We start from the raw sequence: 24,640 nt of genomic DNA, 5'->3' as shown, positions 1-24,640 counted from the left end.
ACTCCGTTAGACCTCCACCCGGGCGTAGCGGGCGTTTTCCTGAATGAATTCGCGGCGTTTTTCCACGTCGTCACCCATTAGAATTGAAAAAGTTAAGTCAGCCGCAGCTGCATCTTCGATTTGAACTTGCTGCATTTTACGGCGTTCAGGATCCATGGTTGTTTCCCAAAGCTGACCAGGATTCATCTCTCCTAGCCCTTTGTAACGTTGGAGCGAAATTTTTGAGTTAGCGTCTAGCTCCTCAACAAGTTGCTCTTTTTCTTTTTCGCTGTAGGCGTAAAAAGTTTGTCGACTAGTGGTGATTTTGTAGAGCGGCGGTTGGGCGATGTAAACAAAGCCGTACTCAATTAAAGGTCGCATGTGGCGGTACAAGAAAGTTAAGAGCAAAGTGCGAATGTGAGCCCCATCCACGTCAGCGTCAGTCATAATAATTACTTTGTAGTAGCGCAGTTTTTGAAGATTGAACTCACTGGCCACGCCGGTACCTAAAGCGGTAATTAAAGAACCAATTTCATTGTTTTTGAAAACTTTGTCAATGTGAGCCTTTTGAGCATTAATCACTTTTCCTCGCAGCGGCAAGATGGCTTGGATTTCCCGGTTTCGACCCATCTTAGCGCTGCCGCCGGCCGAGTTACCCTCAACAATAAAGAGTTCCGAATCAGCGGCGCTTTTAGTTGAGCAGTCGGCTAATTTGCCGGGCAAAGAACCGATTTCAAACGCGTCCTTGCGGAAAGTTGCCTCGCGAGCAGCTTGGGCGTTAAACCGAGCGCGTTGGGTCAGCATCACTTTGTCAATAATTTGACGCGCTTCAAAGGGATTTTCGAGTAAAAATCTTTCTAAGCTGTGGGACAAAATTTTGTTAGTAGCTGTGCGAGCATCGCGATTAGCCAGTTTACCTTTGGTTTGCCCCTCAAACATTGGGTTCGGGTGGCGAATTGAGATAATCGCCGTTAAACCTTCTTTGACATCTTCGCGCGTTAACTTTTCCTTCTCGTTTTTGAAAATCTTGTTTTCTTCGGCGTAGTTATTAAAAATGCGGACTAAAGCGTCCATAAAGCCAGTTACGTGGGCTCCGCCCTCGTTAGTGGCGATGTTGTTGGCGTAAGAAACGATGTTGCTTTGGAAAGCTTGGTCGTATTGCATCGCAACTTCGACTTGCACGGTACCTTTTTCGCCGTTAAACTCGCCTTGGGCATAAATGATTTGCTCGTGGAGAGCAGTTTTACCAACGTTGAGATCGTTCACATACTGCTTAATTCCGCCTTCAAAGCAAAACTTGCGCTCAATGATTTGCTCACTCCGCGCGTCGGTGACAGTTAAGGCTAAGTTGCGGTTTAGGTAAGCGGTTTGACGAACTCGGTCAACAATGCCGGCAAAATCCCACTCGTTTTTTTCCATGATCGTAAAATCAGGCACGAAGCGGATTTTTGTGCCCGTCTTTTCGCTTGTCCCAACTACCTCAAGCGGTCCAGTTGGTTGGCCGCCGTTTTCAAACTTTAAGGCGTGAATTTTCCCATCGCGTTCAACTCAGACTTCAAAAACGCTCGCTAGAGCATTAACAACCGAAGCACCTACTCCGTGGAGTCCGCCCGAAACTTTGTAAGTTTCAGAATCAAACTTACCACCGGCGTGGAGACGAGTTAAAACAGTTTCAAGCGTGGAAAGACCAGTTGACGGGTGAATGTCAACCGGAATTCCGCGTCCGTTGTCGCTAATTGTAACTCCGCCCTCAGCATCCAAAATGATGTCAATTTTAGTCGCAAAATTGGCCATTGCCTCGTCAACCGAGTTATCCAAAATTTCCCACACTAGGTGGTGTAAACCGCGCGTGCCAGTTCCGCCGATGTACATCCCTGGTCGGGTACGAACGGGCTCTAAACCTTCTAAAACTGCGATACTAGTCGAATCGTATTTTTGCACCAAAACCCCTTGCTAACTAGATTTACTTACCAAAGTAAATTACTAAGAAATTATACCATAAATTGGCGTCTTATTGGTCATTAACCGCTTACGAAATGGAGTTTAAAGTCGGTTTTGTCAATCTGACCAATTGAACTATAATAGCAATTATACAATGGATATTCTTATCATCGGCGCCGGACTTTCGGGAGCTGTCATCGCCTACCAAGCGGCTCAAGCTGGCCGGGAAGTTTTAGTGATTGAACAGCGTCCCCATGTGGCGGGTCACATTTACGACAAAAACGTGTCAGGCGTGATGACCCACGTTTACGGTCCCCACATTTTTCACACTAATGACGAGACTGTTTACCGTTTCATGAGTCAGTTTTGGGAGTTAAACGGTTACCACAACCGGGTACTTGGCAAAGTTGACAACCACCTAATTCCGATCCCTTTTAATTTCACCGGCGTAGACCAGTTTTTTCCCGGCCAGGCTGAGCAAATTAAAACGACTTTAAAAACAACTTACGGAATTGACCAGCGCGTTACGATCGGCGAACTCCGTAAAAACCCGGATCCACTAGTTCAAAAGGTAGCCGATTTTGTGTACCGGAAAATTTTCGCTAACTACACCCGTAAAATGTGGGGTAAAGACCCGAGCGAACTTGATCCGAGCGTTTTAGCTCGCGTGCCAGTTATGATCGGTTACCAGGACCGTTACTTCTTTGACAAATATGAGGGCTTGCCAATTGAGGGCTATACCAAGAGCGTGGAAAAAATGCTGGCTCACAAAAACATTAAAGTTGTTTTGAAAACCGATGCGAGCGATTTAGTCAGTTTTCGGGACGGCAAAATTTATTACCGCGCTAAAGAAATTAAAATTCCGGTTGTTTACACGGGTCCGATTGACCAGCTTTTTAGTTACCGCTACGGACTTTTAGAGTACCGCTCGCTTGACATTAAAGTTCAAACTTTGAACATTGACCAGTTTCAACCCGTCGGGGTAGTCAATTACCCGGCCGACCCAACGATGACTCGGATTAGCGAATACAAACACATGACAGGTCAAAAAGCGACTGGCAAAACGGTGATCACCCGCGAGTACCCAGGTGCTTACGAGCCTGATTCACCTCGTTTTGGCACGCGCTACTACCCGATGATGACTGACCAAGCTAAAACCGCCTACCAAAAATACCAGAGCTTAGCCAGTCGCTACCCTAACCTTCACCTCGTCGGTCGTTTGGCGACTTTTAAGTACATCAACATGGACCAGGCGGTTAAAATCGCGCTGGAAAAAGCAACTGCCTTGCTGGGAGAAAAACCAGATTAGCCGTGAAAAGACCGCTTTATTCGCTCGTTATTCCTTGTTATAACGGTCAAGATTTTTTGCCGCTTGCACTGCACTCGGTCGTTAACCACCAAATGATTAAGCGTAACTTAACTCGTCTTTACGAGGTAATTGTGATTGACGATGGTTCAACCGACGACTCGCTTCGAGTCGCGCGCGAACTGGCGCGCGGTTATAACGCCTTAGTTCGACCGGACTTTATTCGGGTGATTGCTCAACCTAACGGCCAATACGGCAGCGTGATTAACCACGCCCTTAAATTGGCTCGGGGAATTTACTTTAAGATCTTGGACGTTGATGACACTTTTAGCACCGACGATTTCATCAAACTGCTTTACATTAGTGCCGGACTTTCTTCGCAAGTGGACGTGATTGTAACTGACCACACGTTTGAAAAAATTGGCGTTAACAAGACTTACCGCAAATCTTTCCGCAATTACATCGAACCGTTTCGAATCATTGACACACGTCAAATCGCTTTACCTAGCGATTTAATCACGATGCACTCGCTTGTTTACCGGCTAGATTTTTTGCGAAAAATTAAGTACCGTCAACTAGAAGGTATTTATTACACCGACAGTCAGTTCGCCTTGATTCCGCTTTTACAAGTTAAGTCTTTTTACTACGTGCCCCTACCACTTTATCGCTACTACGTTGGTCGGGACGAACAATCGATCAACATCAAAGTGATGGTTAAAAACGCCTCGCATCAACTAGAAGTTTTAACCACGATTTGACAGCAAGTCAACTTAGACAAAATTTACTCGCGTAAAATGCTTTTCTACGCGATCATCGCGCTCAGGCGCTTAGCCCAGTGGCGAATTTTAATTATTGTTAAAGACCCGAGCATCTCAGCTAAACACCGGGCGATTATGAACACGCTCAAAATGCTTTTGGGTCTCCAACCTAAGTACGGACGGCTAATTTTAGGCGGCGCCTTTTTTGGTCTAGTCCGCTTCACGCGCGGTTACATGATTGCAACCATCATTCGGATTGGAGCCATTATTTACTCGCGTTTTAAAACTAACATCATGGCCGAGTGGGGTTAAGCGGTTTAAAAAGACTAAAATTAGAGAGTGAAATTCGTTGACGAGTGCCAAATTGAAGTCCGAGCCGGTAAAGGCGGTGACGGCATCATTTCTTTTCGCCGGGAGAAAAAAGTACCCCGGGGTGGTCCTGACGGCGGAGATGGCGGTCGAGGTGGCAACGTTTTTTTAAAGGGCGACAGCGGTTTAAACACGTTAATTCACCTTCACCAACTCAAAATTATTCAAGCCGAGGACGGCGCAAACGGTCAGTCGAAAAACAAAACTGGTGCTGGCGGTCAAGACCTATACGTCAAGGTCCCGCTTGGCACGCTTGTTTACGAGCGGGGCAAACTAGTTCACGATATCGTTAAGTCGGAAAATTACTTAGTGGCTCAAGGCGGAACGGGCGGTCACGGCAACGCCCGGTTTAAGTCGGCTCGCAATCCCGCTCCGCGACTTTGCGAAAACGGCCGACCAGGTCAAAAACGCCGGCTTGATTTAAGTTTAAAAGTTTTAGCCGACGTGGGCTTAGTTGGCCTTCCTTCGGTCGGCAAATCATCTTTGCTCGGTCGTCTTTCCCAGGCTAAGGCTAAAGTCGCTGACTACCCTTTTACAACTTTGGTACCCCAACTTGGATTAGTTAAAGTCGGTGATTTTTCGTTTGTGTTAGCCGATTTGCCCGGTTTAATCGCCGGAGCTAGTGAGGGCAAAGGACTTGGCCACGCCTTTTTAAAACACGTGCAAAGAACCCGCGTAGTCTTACACGTGCTTGACTTAGGTAAGGATGAGGGCGACTGGTGAAAAGACTACCAGACCATCCGCCACGAACTAGTTAGTTTTGACAAACGATTGGCTAATTTACCAGAGTTAGTTGCGGCTAACAAAAGCGACTGCCCGGGTTTTGAAAAGCGCTACCAAAGCCTAGTCCAAAAACTGGGACCCGAGCGAGTTTTAGCGCTCTCGGCTAAAACCGGCGCGGGTTTGCAAACGCTCAAACAGCGCTTAGCTAATCTTTTAGAAAAAGTCGGGCCAGTTCAGGGCAGCGCGGAAGAGACAGACTTAGTGATTGAACTGACTGACCAAACTGCTCCGACCCAAGTTCGAAGAATTGGTCCGGGCAGTTTTTCGGTTACGGGCAGCGAAGTCGAAAAAATTTGCCAAAGAATTCCGCTCAATTCGCTTGACAACATTCGGCGTTTTAACCGTAAAATGCGTCAGCTCGGCGTTTGGGACCGGCTGGCTAAACTGGGAGCTAAGGCAGGTGATAACGTCAAAATCTTTGACCATCAACTCACTTGGGAAACTGATCCTGATTTATAATTAGGAGCAACTAAAAATGAAAAGTTACCACGCTTACTTAGTTAGTTGATTGCGCAAAAAACTGGCGTCTGCTCGAGCCAAAGGATTTATTTTTGGTCTTTCGGGCGGTGTTGATTCGGCGCTAGTCGCTAGTCTCTTAAAAGAGGCGGCCGGCGAGCGAGTTTTAGCAGTTTTAATGCCAATTGAAAGAGACAATGAAATTGCTAACGCTCAGTTAGTTGTTAACCAGCTCGGCATACCTTCTAAGCTAGTTGACTTAAGCGATGTTTACCGACTTTTGACAACTAAACTTGAACTTAGCAATCATTTATCCCGAATTAATTTAATGCCGCGGTTAAGAATGCTAACTCTTTACGCCCTTGGTCAAGAGCGGCAGTTTTTAGTGATCGGAACGACAAACCGTGCCGAGTGAAACTTAGGTTATTTCACTAAGCACGGCGACAGCGGCGCCGACCTTTTTCCGCTTCTGCACCTAAGTAAGACGCAAGTTTGACAACTTGCTCGTGAGTTAAAAGTGCCCGAAAAGATTATTCAGCAAACGCCTAGCGCCAACCTTTATCCGGGTCAAAGCGACGAAAAAGAACTCGGCCTTTCTTACTTAGAAATTGATGCCTTCCTAGCCGGCGAGTCGGTGTCGGTTGCCAGTCGGCAAAAAATTCAAGATCTTGTCCAAACTAGCGCCCACAAGCGTGAACCTATTTCAAGCCCATTAAGTCCTGAAGAATTTGCAAACTCGGCAAAAGGCGTTTAAAAGTTAACCGGTCGCTCGGTCGAATGTCGTAAAACTTAATCGAACCCACGACCATGAAGTAGATAAAATAACCAGCCCGGTAGTAATTGGAAACATAACCACTCCCAAGCGCGACAAAAGTTGCTAAAACGTTGCCGTAACGGTCGCAAACAACTACGTCATAAGGTTGCTGAAAAAACAAAGTGTTGAAAGCCTTTTTTTTGCGTAAAAGTCACATGCGGCCGTACTGCGGAGTTTTGAATTTGCGCAGCCACTGGTAAGTTTGCCGGTGTAAAGTGTGCGAAACGACTAGCATATCTTCCATCGGACTTTGATTTAAAAAAGGTTGATACTCTTGCCGCGCGGCTTTTTTTAACCGCGGAAAAGCGAGGATTTTGATGACCTTGAGCCACTTCATAATATAATCCATTATAACTAATGGCCGGACACAGTAAATGAGCGAATATCAAACATCGCAAAGGCGCCCAAGACGTTAAGCGGGCTCAGACATTTGCGAAAATATCCAAGGAAATCATGGTTGCCGTCAACTTGGGCGGGCCTGATCCTCAAGCTAACCCGACACTCAGAAACGCAATTAGCAAAGCTCGTGCCGCTTCAATGCCTAAAAAAAACATTGAAAACGCGATTCAAAAAGCGAGCGGCAGCGGAGCGGGTAAAAACTACAAAGAATTTGTTTACGGAGCGAACGTGAACGGAGTCGCCTTTTTGATTATCTGTTTAGCTGATAACGCCAACCGCGTCAGCTCCTCGATTCAGTCTTACTTTAACAAAGCTAACGGCAGCGTGGTCAGCTCTTCAGCAGTCAGCTACATTTTTGAGCGGAAAGGACTTTTGGAGTTTGCCCGCAGCGCCAACCAAAGCGACGACCAATGGATGTTAAACAGTCTAGAAAGCGGCGCGCAAGATTTTGAAGTAGGTCCCGAGAGCTACTTTGTTGAAACGTCTCCCCAAGATTTTCAAGCGGTTAAAACTGCTTTAGAAAAACGGGGCATTAACGAGTGAATGAGCGCTGAGGTGACTTTTTTGCCGAATTTAGAAGTTAAACTACCACCCGAAAAAGCGCGAAAAATTTTAAGTTTAGTCGAAAAAATTGAAGCCGATGAAGACGTCCAAGCCGTTTACCACAACTTAGACCCGGCTTCGCTGGAAGAATAGACAATTTGCTAAATTAATTTTTAGGTGCTGGATCAGATGTTTTTGTTTGGACTGACTGAGCAGGCGGTTTTTGAATTTTCTGTTGGACAAAAAGGTCAAGGCGAGAAATTTTACGACTGCCGTTGTTGGGGTGCAAAACGCCTTTGCTAACGGCTTTGTTAATCACTTTGTGAGCTTTGGATACTAGCGGCTGGCTTTGAGCAGGGTCAGTTAAAACAGCCTGACGAGCTTTTTTAAGCGCCGTCTTAACTTGGGATTTAACCGCACGGTTACGAACGTTTTGACGTTTGATTTTGGCGATGTTTTTAATTTTGGCTTTAATGCTGGCCATAGGCTCCTCCGCGAAAGTTAGATAAATTATACGCAAATTTTTCTTTTACGTGGCGATTTTTGTCCTTATAATCTTGTTAATGTTTTTAACTAGTCCTAGTTTTGCCCAAGCCTCCGTTTGAACGCAGGCTAGTCTTGGTTATTACATCGGAATTGCTGGCGGTTTAACTCTAATGATCGCGGCGGCAATTTGGCTAGTTTATTACTTAACCAAAAGTTATGTTTACCGCAAACTGGTTCGCCGGGTTGGTTTAGTGGCCCAAAAAGCGATCGCCGATGACATTAAACTTTGGGCTCGCCACACCTCAAACAAGTACATTGAGTCGGCGCTAGTTAAAAATGAGCAAGACGAGTGGATTCAAATCGACGGAATTTTGTTGACTAGCCAAGCTTTAGTGGTCGTTAAAGTCAAATCTCTAAGAGGGATGATCCGGGGCGAGGCTGACCAGCCCACGTGAAAGCGAAACTACCAGGGCAAAACCGAACTGGTGACTAACGCAGTTTTAGAAAACGATCTTCACATCAAACTCTTACAGCCGTTTTTGCCAACCAAACTAGCGACGCTCTCTTTGGTTATTTATTCCAACAAAACCGCCTTGGTGGAAATTGCGAATTTACCAAGTCACGTAATTGTTACGCGCCACGTTGATCTTTTTGCTGTCCTTGACCAAATTAGCGCCAAACTACCTGTTAGTTTATCTAACAAAGTTAAAAAGCAAACAGCCAGAGTTTTAAAAAATAACCTTAGTTTCCGTGCCCGTGACAAAATCGTCTACGAGCGCTTAGCTCAGGCGAGCAAGGATTAAAGGTGAAAATAATCTTAGCTGGCAGTCCGTCTTTTGTGGTGGATACTTTTGCTCTCATCGCCCAGCATTTTGAAGTTGTGGCAGTTGTTTCAAAGCCTGACGCGAAAGTTGGTCGGGGTCAAATTCTCACGCCCACACCAGTTAGCAGGTGAGCTGGTCAGCAAAGTTTGCCGCTTTTAAAACCAACCCGAGCGAGCCAGCTTGAAAAGATGCTCAAAAGTTTTGATTTTGATTTGCTCCTAACTTTTGCCTACGGATTTTGACTACCTGATTCAGTGCTTAAAATGGGTCGCCTAAAACCGCTTAACATCCATGCGTCGCTTTTACCGCTTTACCGCGGACCGAGCCCAGTTCACTATGCCTTGGCCGACGGAGCAGATCAAACCGGAATTACGTTAGTTGAGATGGTTCGACAAATTGACTCGGGTCCGATTTATTTCCAAGCCAAAACTAAACTTAGTCAGCAAGATAACTTAGCGAGCGCTTTGTCTAAACTCGTTAGTTTAACTAATGCTAAGATTGTCGACTGGCTCGAAAAAGTCGCCACTGGCCAAGTTAAATCCCGACCCCAAGACCACGCCATCGCCAGCCAAACCCGCAAAATTGACCAGCATTTCCGGGTGCTGAGCCCCGAGTTAACTATTAAGCAAAGTCTTAACCGGATCCGCGCGCTTAGTCCCAGCCCAGGGGCTCTTTTTAAAACAGGCGAAACAGTGATTAAAATTTTTCGCGCTTGCCCTTCAAAGATTAAAGACGCGCCGGTTATCAATTGTGAAGACGGCGTACTTTTTGCTTGCGATTGGCAAGTGCCCAGTCGGAAAAGGCAAACCCGCCAATGCTAAAAATCTTGCTCGCGACAACTAACGCTCACAAAGTTGAGGAGTTCACGGCGCTTTGAAAAAGTTACGATCCTGATCAATTAGCGGGCCAACTTTTGATTCTTAAAAGTTTGCCTGAAGCACCCGAAGAGGGCGCAAGTTTTGCCGCCAACGCCGCTTTCAAAGCGCGCTTTTACTACGAGCTTTACCGCCAACCAGTTTTAGCTGATGACTCGGGGTTAGAGGTTCAGGCGCTAGGTAACTTTCCGGGACTTTACTCGCGTCGCTGACTCAAAGACGCTCCGTTTCGAGTTAAGTCGCTCGCTCTTTTAGCTCAGCTCGGTTCGCAAGATAACTCGTGCCGTTATCGCTCGGCGATTGCTTACTGCGACCAAAACGGACTGCGAGTTTTTGAAGGGGAAGTAAGCGGGAAACTTGTAGTGCCAGTCGGTCCCGATGGTTTTGGTTTTGACCCGGCTTTTTACTTGCAAAGCGAGCAAAAGGTGTTTGCCGAGTTAGATTTAGCTAGCAAAAATAAAATTAGTCACCGGGGTCGGGCTTTTGCACGTTTTTGGAATTTTTGACAGCAATTGATTGAACAAGTTGCCAAGGATGCACCTTAATTAAAGTGCGGCGGAAAAAACGTTTTTTGGCCGGCATGATTTGGTTGAGAATGTCGTTGATGGCGTTAGATTGGGTTAGAAAGGGGTTGTGCTTAGTTCGGGGCAACACCACCACTTTTTGACCTAATTCCTGCTCAACGAAGTTAACAAAGCGACTTGTTTCAACGATTCGGTCTTGGTCGCCGATAATGAAAAGCGGTTTTTTCCGGAGACTTTGCCGGTACTGGTCTTTGAGAATTTCGCTCATGTACTCCGTATTAAGTAAGTAGTTTTTAATGATTGGTACGAAGCGACCTTGTTGGTCGCAAATCTCTTTGACCACGGCGTTTTTATCAACTAGTGATTTGTAAATTTTAGCGCCAGCTTTGACCAACATGTTTTTGAGGCTTTTGTGAATTCCTTGACCAAAAAATAAGTCGTAAAGAGCGGTTCAGTTGCGGGCGTAAATCATGTGAGGGTTAATGGCGGCCACGTAAACCACTCGTTTAACTTTGCTTAGTTTGCTTAGGGCGGCCACAATTCCGCCGCCGAGCGAATGACCAACTAAGACGATTTTGCGGCTTTTGACATTATTTTTAATGAATATTTCAAGCAGCTTCACGTAAAAGTCAATGCCCAGTTCGGCTTCGTCGTGATCTAAGTAGCGACTGCCAGGTAAGTTCACCGAAATGATGTTGTAGTTAGTTTTTAAACCAAAGACTGGTTTAGCAAAATCGCTTGATGAATTAAATCCGTGGACAAAAATCGCCGTCCAACGCATGTTTTTATCTTGCAAGTGGTAGGAAATAAACGACTGGTTAATTTTGATTTTAACTAGCGCATCTTCGGTTGTTTCAATTTTTTCGCTCATATTTTCCCCTAGGTTCCATAACCGCTAATCGTCACGTTTAGCGTACCGACTACGTTAGCATAAGTAATTAAAAAGCGGCCTTCAATTTGACCGTTTTGGTCGTCAACCTTGCTGACCAAAAGGCGGGCCTCCCAGTTTTTTAGACCGTTTAACTCCAGTTTAACGCCCAACTTTTCGGGCTCGTAAAACTGACCCACTTCAACTATTTGGGAAGGTAAAAGGTGGTTTCAATCGCTCTTGAGTTCATGACCGGCTTTTTCGAGCGCCTGGTTTAGGTCGTTTCAGTTTTGGGAGTAAAATCCTCCCACGTAAATAAGACGCCGACTAATGTTTTCGTTTTTTTGAACCACTGTTTCCAACGTAATCTCACCGTTTATATCGTCAATTCGAACTACCCGAAAGCGAAAAACCACGCCCGTGATGGAAGGAGTGCGTTGCTCAACGCCAAGCTCTGATAAGTCGCCGATGATTTGGTTTTGGCGCGCCACTTGACTCGGATACTGACTCATTCAACTAGTTCTTAAGTTGCCAATAATGTCAAGTAGAGCGTCAAGTTGCCGGTCTTTTTGCTCGTGGATTGTCTGGGGTTTTTGCCAGCAACTAAGTCCGGTTAAAGGAGCAGATAAGACTAACAGACTGAGTGCGCCACGAGTTTTGAAAGTTAGTCACAGTTTCTTGGTTAATTGAGACTTTGCCATTAGCTAGGTGGCTCCGTTTGTTCAAAAGGATTTTTTCTCGAATTACGCCGGGCAATTTTCCACTTGTGGCGAGCGATCCTTTTTTTAATTTCCACTTCCCGTTCAAACTGGATAATCTCGTGGGTCAGTTGGTTGAGTTGGTCGCGAATTTTGTCGTCTTTCATCACTTTGCGAGCCGCTTTAGTTTTAATTCGAGCAAGTACTTGTTTACGGTGCAGCAGCGCGTCGTTGTCATGACTAGCCAGATACTTGTGGTTAAAACGAACCAAAATGTAGTTGTGGACAATGACCATGACTCCGATCAAAAAGTAAATGGTTAAAAGCGCTCCGATCATCTTGCCAAGACTGAGGTAAAACTCGCCTTTGAAGTCGGTAATTGCGTAGGGGTCTTTTCAAACTAGCGCCACTAAGATGTAGTAAAAGGCGTAGATGATTGGTCAAGTCATCGCTTTAAAAACAAATCTCTCGCGCAACAACGACGCGCTTTTGTCTTGGATTAAGAAAATCACCGAGTAAAAAGTGACAAAAAACGGCAAAAAGGCGTGGACCACCAGAGTAACTAAAAAACTTCAGACCGGAATTCGCGCGCCCGAAACTTCAATTCGGACGCCGCTCAAGTAAGAAAACCAGTAAATCAGCGCGATAGTAATTTCGTAAATCGTGACGATGCTCAAAGTGCGCTGGGAACCAATTCAACGCAACCACTCGGGCAAATCGCGGTTAACGCCGAAAAACCGGAAAAAGAGGTAAAAAATCATCAAAAGAGTGGTTAGCCAAGTGAACTGGGTCATCATTCACAAAAAGTTTGGTCTTCGGTCAAAAAGTTGACGCCAGTAAGGGTCTTCTAGGTTGGGACCGCCCGCCGCAGTTTGTTCGCCGCTAATGATAGTTTTTCATCAATCGGGGTAAAACTGCCCGTCTTTGAGACCAAAATCAAGTAGGACGGCGATCGTAAAACGGGCCAAAAAAGTTACGATTGCTAAGAACAAGAAGCATCCGAGAAAGACTTTGTTAGCTCGCATTTGCCGCGCGCGTGCGAGTTCCCCGCGCATGAATTCCAGTCTGTGCATCTTCTCCCTCATTTTAGCAAAAATATTTCTGACCCGTTTTTGTCAAGCACTTTTACTTGACATTAAAATTTCAATCATGGTAAGATTAGTGCGAAGGAGTGGAAAGTATGGTTAAACTAAGACTGAAACGAATCGGCAAAAAATTCAGCGCTTTTTACCGAATCGTAGCGGCTGACAGTCGTGCCCCGCGCGACGGTCGTTTCATTGAAGAAATCGGCTACTACAACCCGCACAGCAAAGAACTTTTTATTGACGTGGAACTGCAAAAAAAGTGACTTAGCTACGGCGCTCAACCCTCGCCCACTGTTAAAACACTTTTTAAACAGTACGATCAAACTAAAGCCGAAAAAGCAGTTTCCAAAAAAGAAACCGCTAAAAAAACTGCTTCTAAAGCCAAAGTCGCCCTTTCGTAGTTATGCGTCTGAACATCGTCACGCTTTTCCCGCGTTTTTTTGAAGTCTTTGCGGACGAGTCGATCGTTAAACGCGCGATTGAAAAAAAGTTGGTAACGGTTAACGTGGTTAATTTGCGTGATTTTTCGCTCGACAAACACCGCCGCGTGGACGACCAGGTTTACGGCGGAGGTCAGGGAATGCTGCTCCAAGTCGAACCGATTGACCGGGCTTTGAGCGCTCTGGGTGGCAAAAAAATCTTGCTCACCCCGCAGGGACAAGTTTTTAACCAGAAGTTAGCGCGTCAACTGGCTGGTGAAAAAGAGCTCACGCTCGTCGCGGGACATTACGAAGGTTTTGACGAACGGGTACGCTCGCTAGTTGACTGGGAGATTTCAATCGGCGACTTTGTTTTGACTGGCGGCGAAATACCTGCTTTAGCCCTGGCTGACGCGGTAATTCGTTTAGTGCCGGGCGTGATTAAAGCTAGTTCCCAAGACGACGACTCTTTTAGCAAGGATTTGCTTGAGTATCCCCAGTACACTCGACCTCGCTCGTACAAAGGGATGGAAGTTCCGCCCGTTTTACTGAGCGGCGACCACCAAAAAATTAACCAGTGACGCCAAGAGCAAGCACTGGCCAAAACTCGGTCTAAACGACCAGACTTATTAAGGAGAAAAAAACATGCGTCATAAACTATTAACCCACGTTGATGAGCAATCGCGCCGCGACGACTTAGGCGATTTCCGCCCAGGCGAGAATGTCAAAGTTTACGTTCGAATTCGCGAGGGCAGCAAAGAGAGAATCCAAGTTTTTGAAGGACTAGTCATCGCGATTAAAAACAGCGGGGCTTCCAAGTCTTTCACGGTTCGCAAAATTTCTTACGGCATTGGAGTTGAGCGAACTTTCCCGCTCAATTCACCGATCATTTCCCACGTGGATGTGGTTCGTCGCAACAAGGTTCGCCGAGCGAAACTATACTACATGCGCGAGCGAAGCGGTAAAGCGGCTCGTCTGAAACAAATCGTGGCTAAAAAAGCCGCTCCTAGTGCTCCTAATCAGTCGGCTAAGAGTCGTTAAGTTTGCATTTAACCAGTGTTGTATAATTTTACTTAATTAAGCATTAATGCGACTGGAGCTTTAAAATGCAAAAAACACTGGTAATCAACTCCGGAAGTTCCTCGGTTAAAGCGAAAGTCTTTGACCAAAACCTAGAACTTCTGGCCCAAGTTTTGCTTGAGAAAATCGGCGAAAAAAACGGCAACATCAAATTTACTCGGCCCGGGCAAGTCTTTCAAAAAGCCTTGCCTTTGAAAGACCATGAAACGGCTTTTAACACCTTAATTAAACTTTTAAAAAGCGAGGGAGTCGTGAACGACTTATCTAGCGAAATCGCACTGGTCGGTCACCGGGTAGTCATGGGCGGCAGTTTTTACCAGCGAGCCACTTTGGCAACGCCCGAAGTGTTAGAAGAACTTGCGGCGCTTAGTCACCTAGCTCCACTTCACAACCCGCCTAACTTACTGGGCGTCAAATTAATGCTCAAACTCGTCTTAGCTCCGAACGTTTTAGTTTTTGATACCGCCTTTCACCAAAGTTTGGATGAGAGGCGTTTTTTGTATCCAATTCCCCGCTACCTCTTTGAAAAACACCTGGTGCGCAAGTACGGAATGCACGGAATTAGTTACCAGTACAACTTGCACCGCTTTTGTCAGGAGAGCAAAATCGACCGCCCGAGTCTGATTATTTTTCACCTTGGCAACGGCTCTTCGGTTTGTGCGATTAAAGATGGTAAGTCAGTTAACACATCGATGGGACTCACTCCGTTAGCCGGGCTGATGATGGGAACTCGCTCGGGCGACATCGATCCGGCCGTGGCGATTTTTCTCCAGCGGCAACTAAACCTAGACTACCAAGCAGTCGATGATTTGCTTAACCGTCAATCTGGTCTTTTGGCGATGAGCGGATTTACCAACGACATGCGCGAGATTGAAAAGGCCATCGCTGAGGGTCAGCCCAAGGCCGAGCTCGCGTTTGAAATGTACGTCGACCGCTTAGTCAGTTACTACAGCGCTTATCTGAACGAACTTGGCAACCAAATTGACGGAATTATTTTTACCGGCGGTATCGGGAAAAACAGCTTAAAAGTTTTGCGTCGTTTCGTGGAAAAAGTTAGTGTCTCTAAACTAGTTTTAGAAACGCAAATCGATTTATTTGGACCTAAGTGGGTCAAAGTATCAACCCGCGCTTCCCAGTTTGCCATTTACGCTTCGGAAACCGACGAGGAGATTGAAATCGCCCGCCAAGGCCTTGAACTGATTGGACTCAGACAACCACTGATCGGGAGACAAGACTATGAATAAACACCCTCTAATTAGCGCGCTAACTAAAACGATAACCGATTACCCTGAACAAATTCGGATCGGTTATCCCGATGGAGCTGACCCACGCATTTTAAAAGCCGTCCAAAAACTAGCGGAACTGTCCAATGTCAAAACCGTGGTGATTAGTCCGGAGATGATTAATACTTATCCGCGTCAAAAAATAATTGACCTTCTGACTGAACTTCGCGGCCAAAAAAACGACTCCGAGACAATCGCGCGTTGGGCTAGCGATCCAAATTACTTCGCGATGTGTTTAGTCAAACTCGGCGAGTTAGACTGCGTGGTTGGCGGAGCAACGGTTCCGACGGCCGAAGTGCTTCGCCCGGCGTTACAAGTCATAGGTACGCGCCGCAAGCTTGTCACTTCGTTTTTCTGGATGAGCAAAGACCAAACTAACCTTTTTCTGGGCGACGCGGCCATCGTGCCCGAACCTAGTTCAGACGAGTTAGTTGAAATTAGTCAGTCGGTGGCAGCGGGCGTGAAAAGTCTTTTTGGCATCGACCCCTACTTGGCTTTGCTTTCATTTTCAACTAACGGTAGCGGAGGAAATAAGTTGCCCAGCGTTTTAAAAGTTCGCCAGGCGAGTGAAACTTTGACCCAGCAAGGTTACCGCGTCTTGGGAGAAACTCAGTTTGACGCGGCTTATGACGCCCAAACCCGGCTTTACAAATGGAACCGTCCGCTCGCTCACGCGCCCAATATTTACATCTTCCCTAACCTAGACGCGGCTAACATCGGTTACAAAATTATGAAACTAACGGGCGGATACCAGGCGATTGGTCCGATTATCGTGGGTCTTAACGCTCCGGTTAACGATTTAAGCCGGGGTTGTGATTGGCAAGAGGTTTACCACCTATCTTTAATTAGTCTTGTCATGAGCGTTAACCAAAAAATCGGCTTAACCAAAGAGTTAGCAGTCGGTCAGTCAGATCCGACGGAAAAGAGTCAGCGTGGCTAAAGTAGTCAAAATGCCCAAGATGGGGAACACGGTTAAATCGGTCATTTTGTCCGAGTGACATATCGCCGAAGGGCAGCCGGTTAAAATCGGCGCACCATTTTTCAGTTACGAAACCGACAAAACCCAAGTTGAACACAAAGCGCAGGAAGAGGGTATAGTTTTAAAAATTCTCGTTGAACCTAACCAGGAAATCGCCGTCTTTTCGCCCGTCGCTATCGTTGGCCAACTTGACGAAGATATTAGTTCTCTTCTGGAAGAGTTTGGTCCAGCTTCCAAAAGTCAGCCTCAAGTTGATCAGTCTACGCCAACCGCGCCCGAAAAGCCGCGATTAACTTCCGCGACTAAGACTAGTCCCCAGCCTCAACCAAATGTTCAGCCTGAGCAGAAGTTGCCCGAACAGGCTTTGGAATCGTCGCAATTAAGTTTTTCTCCGCGCGCAATCCGAACTTTGCGCCGTTCAGGCTGACGACCGGATTTAATGGGCCCAGCCAAGCCCGGTCAAAACCGCTTAGTTAGCCAAGACGTTTTAAGTTCAATGAATTTAGCCAAAACTAAGGGAGCACTCAGTTCACCAAGCGCTAACTTAATTGACCAGTTAATCTCTGATGCTGCCCAAGCAAACGGCGATGCGCCTTTTGATTATCAGCCGATGCGCCGCGCCATCGCCCGAGCGATGCTCCAATCTCAAAGTCAGTCGGCCGCGGCCACTTTGGTGATTAGCGTTGACGCGACTAATTTGACCAAAGTTCACAAAGAGTTTAAAAATGCGAGCCAAAAAGGTGGTCCACGCATTTCAATTAACGATTTAATCATTTTGGCTACTTCACGCGTTTTACCTAAGTACAGTCAAACGATTAACGCTCACGTTTTTGACGACCGAGCGATTGCTCACCGCCATGCCCACATCGCGATCGCGGTTGATACGCCCGGTGGTTTAATCGTGCCGGTGTTAAAAAACGCCAACTCCAAGTCACTTAGAGAAATTAGTGAGCAGGCGCGGCAAATGATTAAACTGGTGCGCGAAGGTCAGTACCGCGCCGTTGATCTCAAGTCGGGAACGTTCACAATTTCTAATGTCGGCGCCCTGGGGATTGAGTCTTTCACTCCGATTCTTAACGACGGTCAAGCGGCAATTTTAGGTGTGGGCGCTTTGTCGCTGCGCGCTCGTCAAAACAGCGCGGGACTAGTTGAGTTTCACCAAGCCTTAACTTTGTCGCTGACGATTGACCACCGTTTAGTCGACGGAGCCGATGGCGGTCGCTTTTTAGTCGATCTTAAAACCGTTTTAGAAAGAATTGACGAGTTAGTCGCAAAGGAGAATTATGGCTAGTAAGTACCAAGTGGTGATTTTGGGCGCCGGACCAGGCGGATACCTACTTGCCGAGCGAATCGGCAAGCGTTTTAAAACCGCTATCATTGAAAAAGATGCTTTCGGAGGAACTTGCCTTAATGTCGGTTGCATTCCTTCCAAGGCTCTGCTTTACTCGCGCAAAGTTTACCGAGCCGTTTCCCACGCGGCCGACTACGGAGTTAAAGTTGGTTCTTTTTCGTACGACCACCAGCAAGCCGTTCGTCGCAAGGACGAAAAAGTTGGCCTATTAGTCCAAGGCGTTGAAGCGAAAGTTAAGGCTAACAAAGTCGATATTTTCCGCGGCTTTGGTCAAGTTAGCGGTCAAAGTTCGGAGGGGTTTTTAATCAAAGTTAACGGTCAAGATTTAGTGGCCGAAAAGTTAGTGATCGCAACCGGTTCCGTGCCAAACATTCCGCCGATTGAGGGATTGGACGAGCTAATCAAAAACCGCGACAAAATTTTGACTAACGTGGAAGTTTTGGCTTTGGAAAAACTACCCAAGCAACTCGTAATTATCGGCGGCGGAGTGATCGGCCTTGAAATGGCAGCTTACTTTCAAAACTTAGGTCCCGAAATTCACGTGGTCGAGTTTTTAGACCAAGTGGGTGGAAACCTTGACCAGGAAATTAGTCAGCAAATTTTGAACTACTACCAAGAGCGCGGAGTTAAATTTTACTTAGGCCACCAAGCAGTCAAAGTTGATCAGCACCATTTGAGCGTGAAAAACCGCGCGACTGGACAAGTTTTCCAAATTCCTTACGAGAAAATTTTGCTGGCCACTGGGCGGACACCTAATTCGGCTAACATGGGGTTTGAAAAAATCGGTCTTTACTTAGAAAAAGGCGCGGTAGTTACCAACGAAAAATGCCAGACTAACTTAGCTAACGTTTACGCAATTGGCGATGTCAACGGCGTTTCCATGTTAGCCCACACTGCTTACCGCGAAGCCGAAGTTGTCATGCACCAACTGCTTGGTCAAACTTGGGACACGGTTGACTATAACGCGATTCCGAACGTAATTTACACCGATCCGGAAATTGCCACCGTTGGTCCAAGCGAAGAAGAGCTCCAAAAAAACGGAGTAGATTACCAAGTTTACAAAATGCCGATGCTTTACTCAGGCCGCTTTGTAACCGAGGTAGACGATTACGCCGGACTTGTCAAAATGCTGGTTGACCCTAAAACGCGCCGAATTTTAGCGGTTCACATGGTCGGGCAGTACGCCACCGAGATTATCGCGATTGCTGGTCTGATGGTAACTAAAATGATGAGTGTTGACTTAGTGCGCGACTTAGTAATTCCCCATCCGACCGTGGCCGAACTGCTCAAGGAGCTGATTATGCAGGAGGTGCCCCATGCCTAAAGTTCAACCGATTAACCCTTCCATTTTAAGCCAGGGACACTACCCCGATCCGCGCAATATTCCTAGTTACACTTACCAAAAAACTTTAGTTGATGAAATGCGCGCGGGTCAATTGAGCGCCGAGGACGTGCGGGAAATTTACTTCCAAATGGTTTTAGCGCGTAAGTTTGACGAAATGCTTTTGGAAAACAAAGCGACGAACTTTTACCGTCAAGTTGAGTACCAGTACGACGGTCCGCTCCACGTTTCAATTGGTCAAGAAGCCGTGGCGGTTGGACAAGCTTACGATCTAGATCAAAACGACTTTATTTTCGGTACCCATCGCAACCACGCCGAAGTGATTGCGAAGGGACTGACCGCGATTAAAAAGTTAAGCGATGAGGAACTTGAAAAAATTATGGCCGAGCACCAAGGCGGTCAAGTGGACGAGATGCTGCGCGAGCATCGTCAGTTTGAATCAACCAAGGAGCGCGCTCGGGTGTTTTTTCTCTACGGGGTACTGGCCGAGATTTTTACCAAAGCAACGGGATTAAACATGGGCATGGGCGGTTCAATGCACATGTTTTTCACTCCCTTGGGCATTTATCCGAACAACGCCGTGGTTGGCGCATCTCCATCGATCGCAATTGGCGCGGCTCTTTACAAACTAATTAACCAGCGTCCGGGCGTTGTGATTGCTAACATTGGCGACGGAGCGATTACTTGCGGACCAGTTTGGGAAGCGATTAATTTCGTAGCGATGGACCAGTACCGGGAACTTTGGGATGCTCCTTACGACCGTCGTCCACCTTTTATGCTTAACGTGATTAATAACCAGTACGCGATGGGTGGTCAACCAGTTGGTGAAACGATGGGTAGCAAGGGAGTAGCTCGCGTAGGCATGGGCGTTAATCCCGAACAAATGTGAGCCGAGAGAGTTAACGGGCAAAACGTCTTGGCAGTCATGGATGCTCAGCGCCGGCAAAGCCAGCGTGCTAAAGATGGTCTTGGACCAACTTTAACCGAGTTTATGACTTACCGCTACGAAGGCCACTCTTCGGCTGATGCGGCCGAGCCTTACCGCGCAGCCGAGGAAGTCAAAGCTTGGCGCGAACACGACCCGATTTTACTGTTTGAAAAAGAGATTTTAGCGGCTCAGGCACTCGATCAAGCCGCGCTTGACGAGGCGGTCCAAACGGCCGAAGAACTCGTTTTTGAAGTTTATAAGTTAAACGTTGACTCTAATAAGTCGCCCTTTGTCAACTGGGAAAAAGACCACCGCGTGCTGGATGAAATTATGCTTGACCCGCGCGAGACGCTTGACCTACCCACTTACAAGCAAGTTGAACTAAGTCAACCGCTTGAAGAAAACCCTCGTTACATTCAGTTAACTAAAAAAGCGCGTTACGCTTTTGACCAAAATGGTCAAGAGGTTTCGGCTTTGCGCCAGTACCAAATTCGCGACGCCATTTTTGAAGCAGTTGCTCAGGAAGCAACCGAGCAGTCAAGTTTAATTGTTTACGGCCAAGAACACCGTGACTGAGGCGGAGCTTACGCGGTTTGACGCGGTCTAACCGAGCTACTTCCTTACCACCGTTTTTTTAACACGATGATTGGCGAAGCGGCGATCGTTGGCTCGGCGGTTGGCTACGCACTTTGCGGCGGTCGTGCGGTGGTTGAAATTATGTACTTTGACTTTCTGTTCCGGGCTGGTGATGAAATCGCTAACCAGATGGCCAAGTGGCGAGCTATGTCGGGCGGCACGCTGAATGTTCCACTCGTTTTAAGAGTTTTAATCGGCGCGACTTACGGAGCTCAGCACTCGCAAGACTATACGTCAGTCATCGCCCACATTCCTGGTTTAAAACTAGTTCAACCAGCCACGCCCTACGATGCCAAAGGTTTAATGACTAGCGCTTTGAGAGAGTCTAACCCAGTGGTTTTTGTTGAAACTCAAAACCTTTACGGAATGGGTGAAAAGTTTGTTAAGACTGGCGTGCCAAGTCAGGCTTACGCCGTCAAAATTGGCGCGGGAGTGATTCGCCGTGTTGGTCAAGACATTACAATCGTGACTTTGGGCAGCGCTCTGTACCCGGCTTTAGAAGCGGCTGAAGAACTCGCCAAGCGGTGAAAAATTAGCGCCGAGGTAATCGATGCTCGTTCGGCGGTGCCCTTTGACTATGACATCGTTTTAAAATCGCTCAAAAAGACTGGCCAAATCGTTTTGGTCAACAACGGGGCTGAGCGGAATAATTTCATGCGTCACGTGGCTTCAACGCTCAGCGAGTTGGCTTTTGATGAATTAGATGCACCGCCGGTTGTGCTCGGAGCTCGGAATTGAATTATGCCGGGCGCAGGTTTAGACCGCTGAATTTATCCCCAAGCCGAAAACATCTTGGCTGCCATCCACGCTAAGATTACGCCTCTGGCCGATTTTAGACCCGAGCGCCACGAAACTAGCGTCGAACTTTACCGCCGCAATAAGCAGGGAGTCTAATGCAATTTTTAAAACTACCATCGCACGATGTTTACCAAAACTTAGCAACGGAAGAGTATTTTTTAGTTCACAAACCGACTGCGCTTTTCATGCTGTGAATTAACGAGAATTGTATCGTGCTAGGAAAAAACCAAAATTCTTACAAAGAAGTTAACCAGGACTACGTTGACAAACACAAAATTAAAGTCGTGCGGCGGATGACAGGCGGCGGAGCAGTTTTCCACGACCTTGGCAACTTAAACTTCACTTTCATTGAGCGGGAAAAAGACGGTCACTTTCTCAACTTTAAAAAGTTTTTAAAACCGGTGGTTCGAACTTTGGAGCGCCTAGGCATCAAAGCGCAAATTTCTGGTCGCAACGACATCTTGATTGACGGGCGCAAGTTTTCTGGCAGCGCCCAGTCTTTGGTCAAGGGTTGAATCATTCACCACGGAACGATCATGTTTTCGGTTTCAACTTCGCACGTGAGCAAAGCGCTTAACGTTAACCCGCTCAAAATCAAGGCCAAAGGTTTAGACTCAGTCAAAAGTCGGATCACTAACATTAAGGACCACCTAAAGGCACCGCTGTCAATTAACCAGTTTTGCGAAATGCTGCTCGCCGAAGTTTTGCGCGACTTTCCGGCGATGACGCCTTATGAACTGACTGAGGAAGACAAGCACCAAATTGAACTTTTGCGCACTAACAAGTACGCGACTTGAGCTCACAACTACGGTCAAAATCCTCAGTACGAACTGAACAACACGCTTTACGTGCCGAGTGTTGGTTTAGTTGAAGTTTATCTCAACGTGGAAAACGGGTTAATTAGCGACCTTAAGTTTTACGGTGATTTTTTCGGCAAAAAAGACATTGCTTACGTGGAAAATCACCTCCGAAAAATTCGTTACTCACGCGAAGACATTTTGCGTAGGCTGAGCGAGATTAACGATTTCAACGATTATTTTAACAATTTGGAGCCCGCCGTTTTAGCCGATTTAGTGGTTGGTCTGGTGCCCCAGGAAGGAGTTAAAAAAATATGAAAATAGTTTTAATGGGTTGCAACCACGCTGGAACGTGGGCAGCTAAAACGCTTTTACGCAAAAAAAAGCCTGAAGATGAGGTGCTAATCTTTGACCGTAACGACAACATTTCGTTTTTAGGTTGCGGAATCGCCCTGTGAGTTTCGGGCCTAGTTGAAAACCCGAAGACGCTTTTTTATTCGTCGCTTGAAGAGCTTGAAAAAATGGGCGCCAAAGTTTTCATGCGCCACGAGATTAGTGCGATCAACGCCGCTCAAAAAGTGGTCGAAGTAACCAATTTAAAGACGGGAGAAAAGTTTTCCCAGCCTTACGATAAGCTAATTATCGGATCGGGCTCATGACCAGTTCAACCGCCTTGGCCAGGAATTGACTTAGAGGGGGTTTTGGTCTCCAAACTTTACCAGCATGCCCAGTCAATTATTGCTAAGGTTGAGGATCCAAACGTGCGTTCAGTCGCCGTGATCGGAGCCGGATACATCGGAGTTGAGTTAGCCGAAGCGTTTGATAAGCACGGTAAAAAAGTTTACCTAATCGAGATGCAAGATGCCATCGCGCCTCACAATTTTGACCGCGAGATTAGCGCTAAATTAGTCCAAGGCGTTGAGCAAAACACTAGCATTAACTTGCGACTAGGCGAAAAGGTGACTCGTTTTATCGGCGATGAGCAAGGCCACATTCGTGCGGTGGAGACCGACCAGGACACATATCAAGTTGACATGGCGATTGTTAGCGTTGGTTTCCGCGCTCGAATTGAACCAGCTCGCGGGCAAATCGAAACCGATCCCCAGCGCGGCATTATTGTCAACGAGTACTTTCAAACTTCCAACCCAGATATTTACGCGATTGGTGATTGCGTCGCCCAAAAGTACAACCCTGACGCTTGTTTTAAACCGGTCATGTTGGCTACCAACGCGGTCCGCTCAGGCATCGTGGCGGCCATTAACGTCATGGAGCCAGGCAAACTAGCTTTTAGCGGCGTCCAAGGCACTAATGCGATCCATGTTTTTGGTTGAACTTTAGCGAGCACCGGTTTAACCGAGCTCCAAAGTCAAGAGGTTGGTTGCTCGCATCGCAACGTCGGATCCATTTTTGTCGAGGACTACGATAAGCCAGTTTTTATGCCTCAACGTCATAAAGTCTTTTTCAAAGTTGTTTTTGACCGTGATACCCGTGAGATTATTGGCGCTCAAATCGCTTCCCAAGCCGACCACGCCAGCGTGATGTACATGCTTTCGCTCGCGATTGAGAAAAAAGTCAAAATTGATGAGCTGGGTCTAATTGACACTTACTTTTTACCCCATCTCAACCAACCAGTCAACTTCATTACCCGAGCTAGTTTGCAGTATTTGAACGTGGTTGATTAGTGTTACGCGTTGTGCTTACTGGTTTGCCTGGCGTTGGAAAAACGACTTTGCTTGAAAAGTTCGGCGAGTTAGGTTTTAAGGTCAAGAGTTGTGACCAAATTGTTAACCGCCTTTACCAGCCTGGTCAGGCGGGTTATTTTCGAATCAAAAATGTGCTTGGTGCTCGCTTTGTCAGTTCGGAGGGCGTTTTACGAAAAACTCTCAGCGAACAACTTGCCCAAGGACAATTGGAGTTAGAGCAAATTGACCAATTAATCCATCCTTTGATTGCCCAGCAACTTAGTCAAAGCGACTTTGATTTTTGCGAATGCCCGGTACTGGGGTCGCCGTATTTAGAGCTCAAAAACGTTAAGGTGGTAAAATTAGTTTGCGATCCGGTAGTAAGACGGGAACGTCTCAGCGACAAAAAAGGGTGAAGTGCAGAGCAAATAACCCAACGTTCAAACTACTACCAAGAGAGGGTTAAGCCGGATTTGACCATTGATACAACCCCGGGAGTTAGTTTGGCACTGGCAAATGAGGTACTTAACTTACTTAAACAAGATGTTTATCGGTAAGTAATAAAAATTTGTGTTATAATGAGTTTGTTAAAATAGTCAAACCTTGCACATTCTGAATTTGTCAAGGAAGAGGAGAG

Annotated in this window: 25 protein-coding genes; 19 read left to right on the top strand and 6 right to left on the bottom strand. The window is 46.6% G+C overall.

Annotation, left to right across the window (positions count from 1 at the left end):
- Positions 1-6: 6 nt before the first annotated feature.
- The gene (gene gyrB / locus CSE00_RS00505) at positions 7-1,923 is read right to left on the bottom strand and encodes a DNA topoisomerase (ATP-hydrolyzing) subunit B (protein WP_201736501.1); all 1,917 of its coding nucleotides are present in this window, start codon (positions 1,921-1,923) and stop codon (positions 7-9) included.
- Positions 1,924-2,074: 151 nt separating this feature from the next.
- Here gyrB and glf point away from each other — a divergent pair, with 151 nt between their 5' ends.
- Genes glf through nadE form a run of 4 tightly spaced genes read left to right on the top strand, consistent with a single transcriptional unit; the run spans position 2,075 to position 6,346 of the window.
- On the top strand, positions 2,075-3,229 hold the full coding sequence (gene glf / locus CSE00_RS00500) for a UDP-galactopyranose mutase (RefSeq protein ID WP_127942643.1): 1,155 nt from the start codon (positions 2,075-2,077) through the stop codon (positions 3,227-3,229).
- Positions 3,230-3,231: 2 nt separating this feature from the next.
- Positions 3,232-4,296 carry a glycosyltransferase family 2 protein gene (locus CSE00_RS00495; protein ID WP_161565516.1) on the top strand — a complete coding sequence of 355 codons (1,065 nt, stop codon included), beginning with the start codon at positions 3,232-3,234 and terminating at the stop codon, positions 4,294-4,296.
- A gap of 27 nt (positions 4,297-4,323) precedes the next feature.
- Positions 4,324-5,595, top strand: a complete 1,272-nt coding sequence (gene obgE, locus CSE00_RS00490) for a GTPase ObgE (RefSeq protein WP_127942641.1) — start codon at positions 4,324-4,326, stop codon at positions 5,593-5,595.
- A gap of 16 nt (positions 5,596-5,611) precedes the next feature.
- Complete coding sequence (gene nadE, locus CSE00_RS00485; RefSeq protein WP_127942640.1) at positions 5,612-6,346, top strand: NAD(+) synthase; 735 nt, start codon at positions 5,612-5,614, stop codon at positions 6,344-6,346.
- Here nadE and CSE00_RS00480 read toward each other — a convergent pair.
- Positions 6,291-6,743, bottom strand: coding sequence for a hypothetical protein (locus tag CSE00_RS00480; protein WP_127942639.1), 453 nt, complete (start codon positions 6,741-6,743; stop codon positions 6,291-6,293). The genes nadE and CSE00_RS00480 overlap by 56 nt on opposite strands.
- Positions 6,744-6,763: 20 nt before the next feature.
- On the opposite strand from CSE00_RS00480, the gene CSE00_RS00475 reads away from it, so the two are divergent.
- Positions 6,764-7,501 carry a YebC/PmpR family DNA-binding transcriptional regulator gene (locus CSE00_RS00475; RefSeq protein ID WP_127942638.1) on the top strand — a complete coding sequence of 246 codons (738 nt, stop codon included), beginning with the start codon at positions 6,764-6,766 and terminating at the stop codon, positions 7,499-7,501.
- Between the two features lie 13 nt (positions 7,502-7,514).
- On the opposite strand, the gene rpsT is transcribed toward CSE00_RS00475, so the two are convergent.
- Positions 7,515-7,832 carry a 30S ribosomal protein S20 gene (gene rpsT / locus CSE00_RS00470; protein WP_127942637.1) on the bottom strand — a complete coding sequence of 106 codons (318 nt, stop codon included), beginning with the start codon at positions 7,830-7,832 and terminating at the stop codon, positions 7,515-7,517.
- 79 nt (positions 7,833-7,911) lie between these two features.
- Here rpsT and CSE00_RS00465 point away from each other — a divergent pair, with 79 nt between their 5' ends.
- Genes CSE00_RS00465 through CSE00_RS00455 form a run of 3 tightly spaced genes read left to right on the top strand, consistent with a single transcriptional unit; the run spans position 7,912 to position 10,078 of the window.
- Complete coding sequence (locus CSE00_RS00465) at positions 7,912-8,637, top strand: nuclease-related domain-containing protein (protein ID WP_127942636.1); 726 nt, start codon at positions 7,912-7,914, stop codon at positions 8,635-8,637.
- Positions 8,638-8,639: 2 nt separating this feature from the next.
- On the top strand, positions 8,640-9,479 hold the full coding sequence (locus CSE00_RS00460) for a methionyl-tRNA formyltransferase (protein ID WP_127942635.1): 840 nt from the start codon (positions 8,640-8,642) through the stop codon (positions 9,477-9,479).
- Entirely contained in the window at positions 9,473-10,078 is a 606-nt protein-coding gene (locus CSE00_RS00455) for a non-canonical purine NTP pyrophosphatase (protein ID WP_127942634.1), read from the top strand. Before CSE00_RS00460 ends, CSE00_RS00455 begins: the two co-directional genes overlap by 7 nt.
- On the opposite strand, the gene CSE00_RS00450 is transcribed toward CSE00_RS00455, so the two are convergent.
- The 3 genes from CSE00_RS00450 to CSE00_RS00440 are packed head-to-tail and all read right to left on the bottom strand — an operon-like array spanning position 9,996 to position 12,696.
- Positions 9,996-10,928 carry an alpha/beta fold hydrolase gene (locus tag CSE00_RS00450; protein WP_127942633.1) on the bottom strand — a complete coding sequence of 311 codons (933 nt, stop codon included), beginning with the start codon at positions 10,926-10,928 and terminating at the stop codon, positions 9,996-9,998. The genes CSE00_RS00455 and CSE00_RS00450 overlap by 83 nt on opposite strands.
- 8 nt (positions 10,929-10,936) lie before the next feature.
- Positions 10,937-11,626, bottom strand: coding sequence for a lipoprotein 17-related variable surface protein (locus CSE00_RS00445; RefSeq protein WP_127942632.1), 690 nt, complete (start codon positions 11,624-11,626; stop codon positions 10,937-10,939).
- Positions 11,626-12,696 carry a hypothetical protein gene (locus tag CSE00_RS00440; protein WP_127942630.1) on the bottom strand — a complete coding sequence of 357 codons (1,071 nt, stop codon included), beginning with the start codon at positions 12,694-12,696 and terminating at the stop codon, positions 11,626-11,628. The genes CSE00_RS00445 and CSE00_RS00440 overlap by 1 nt, the downstream gene beginning before the upstream one ends.
- Before the next feature lie 107 nt (positions 12,697-12,803).
- Between CSE00_RS00440 and rpsP the strand changes: the two genes are divergently transcribed.
- The 11 genes from rpsP (at position 12,804) to CSE00_RS00385 (ending at position 24,560) form a co-directional block, all read left to right on the top strand.
- On the top strand, positions 12,804-13,109 hold the full coding sequence (rpsP, locus tag CSE00_RS00435) for a 30S ribosomal protein S16 (protein ID WP_127942629.1): 306 nt from the start codon (positions 12,804-12,806) through the stop codon (positions 13,107-13,109).
- Positions 13,110-13,111: 2 nt separating this feature from the next.
- Positions 13,112-13,783 (top strand): tRNA (guanosine(37)-N1)-methyltransferase TrmD, encoded by a 672-nt coding sequence (trmD, locus tag CSE00_RS00430; RefSeq protein WP_127942627.1) that lies wholly within the window; start codon positions 13,112-13,114, stop codon positions 13,781-13,783.
- Positions 13,773-14,168 carry a 50S ribosomal protein L19 gene (rplS, locus tag CSE00_RS00425; protein ID WP_127942625.1) on the top strand — a complete coding sequence of 132 codons (396 nt, stop codon included), beginning with the start codon at positions 13,773-13,775 and terminating at the stop codon, positions 14,166-14,168. The genes trmD and rplS overlap by 11 nt, the downstream gene beginning before the upstream one ends.
- Positions 14,169-14,233: 65 nt before the next feature.
- Positions 14,234-15,451 (top strand): acetate/propionate family kinase, encoded by a 1,218-nt coding sequence (locus CSE00_RS00420; protein ID WP_127942623.1) that lies wholly within the window; start codon positions 14,234-14,236, stop codon positions 15,449-15,451.
- Positions 15,444-16,430, top strand: coding sequence for a phosphate acyltransferase (locus tag CSE00_RS00415; protein WP_127942621.1), 987 nt, complete (start codon positions 15,444-15,446; stop codon positions 16,428-16,430). Before CSE00_RS00420 ends, CSE00_RS00415 begins: the two co-directional genes overlap by 8 nt.
- Positions 16,423-17,760, top strand: coding sequence for a dihydrolipoamide acetyltransferase family protein (locus tag CSE00_RS00410; protein ID WP_127942619.1), 1,338 nt, complete (start codon positions 16,423-16,425; stop codon positions 17,758-17,760). Before CSE00_RS00415 ends, CSE00_RS00410 begins: the two co-directional genes overlap by 8 nt.
- The gene (gene lpdA, locus CSE00_RS00405; protein WP_127942618.1) at positions 17,753-19,144 is read left to right on the top strand and encodes a dihydrolipoyl dehydrogenase; all 1,392 of its coding nucleotides are present in this window, start codon (positions 17,753-17,755) and stop codon (positions 19,142-19,144) included. The genes CSE00_RS00410 and lpdA overlap by 8 nt, the downstream gene beginning before the upstream one ends.
- On the top strand, positions 19,137-21,620 hold the full coding sequence (locus CSE00_RS00400) for an alpha-ketoacid dehydrogenase subunit alpha/beta (RefSeq protein WP_127942616.1): 2,484 nt from the start codon (positions 19,137-19,139) through the stop codon (positions 21,618-21,620). Before lpdA ends, CSE00_RS00400 begins: the two co-directional genes overlap by 8 nt.
- Positions 21,620-22,645 carry a lipoate--protein ligase gene (locus CSE00_RS00395; protein WP_127942614.1) on the top strand — a complete coding sequence of 342 codons (1,026 nt, stop codon included), beginning with the start codon at positions 21,620-21,622 and terminating at the stop codon, positions 22,643-22,645. Before CSE00_RS00400 ends, CSE00_RS00395 begins: the two co-directional genes overlap by 1 nt.
- A complete protein-coding gene (locus CSE00_RS00390) occupies positions 22,636-24,003 on the top strand; it encodes an FAD-dependent oxidoreductase (RefSeq protein ID WP_127942612.1) in 1,368 nt (455 codons plus the stop codon). The genes CSE00_RS00395 and CSE00_RS00390 overlap by 10 nt, the downstream gene beginning before the upstream one ends.
- Positions 24,003-24,560, top strand: a complete 558-nt coding sequence (locus CSE00_RS00385) for a dephospho-CoA kinase (RefSeq protein WP_161565515.1) — start codon at positions 24,003-24,005, stop codon at positions 24,558-24,560. The genes CSE00_RS00390 and CSE00_RS00385 overlap by 1 nt, the downstream gene beginning before the upstream one ends.
- Positions 24,561-24,640 lie beyond the last annotated feature (80 nt).

Source organism: Mycoplasma sp. ATU-Cv-703, from assembly GCA_004011965.1.
In the GTDB taxonomy this organism is placed as follows: Bacteria; Bacillota_I; Bacilli_A; order Mycoplasmatales; family Metamycoplasmataceae; genus RYZV01.
This window is presented reverse-complemented; position numbering and strand designations above follow the sequence as displayed.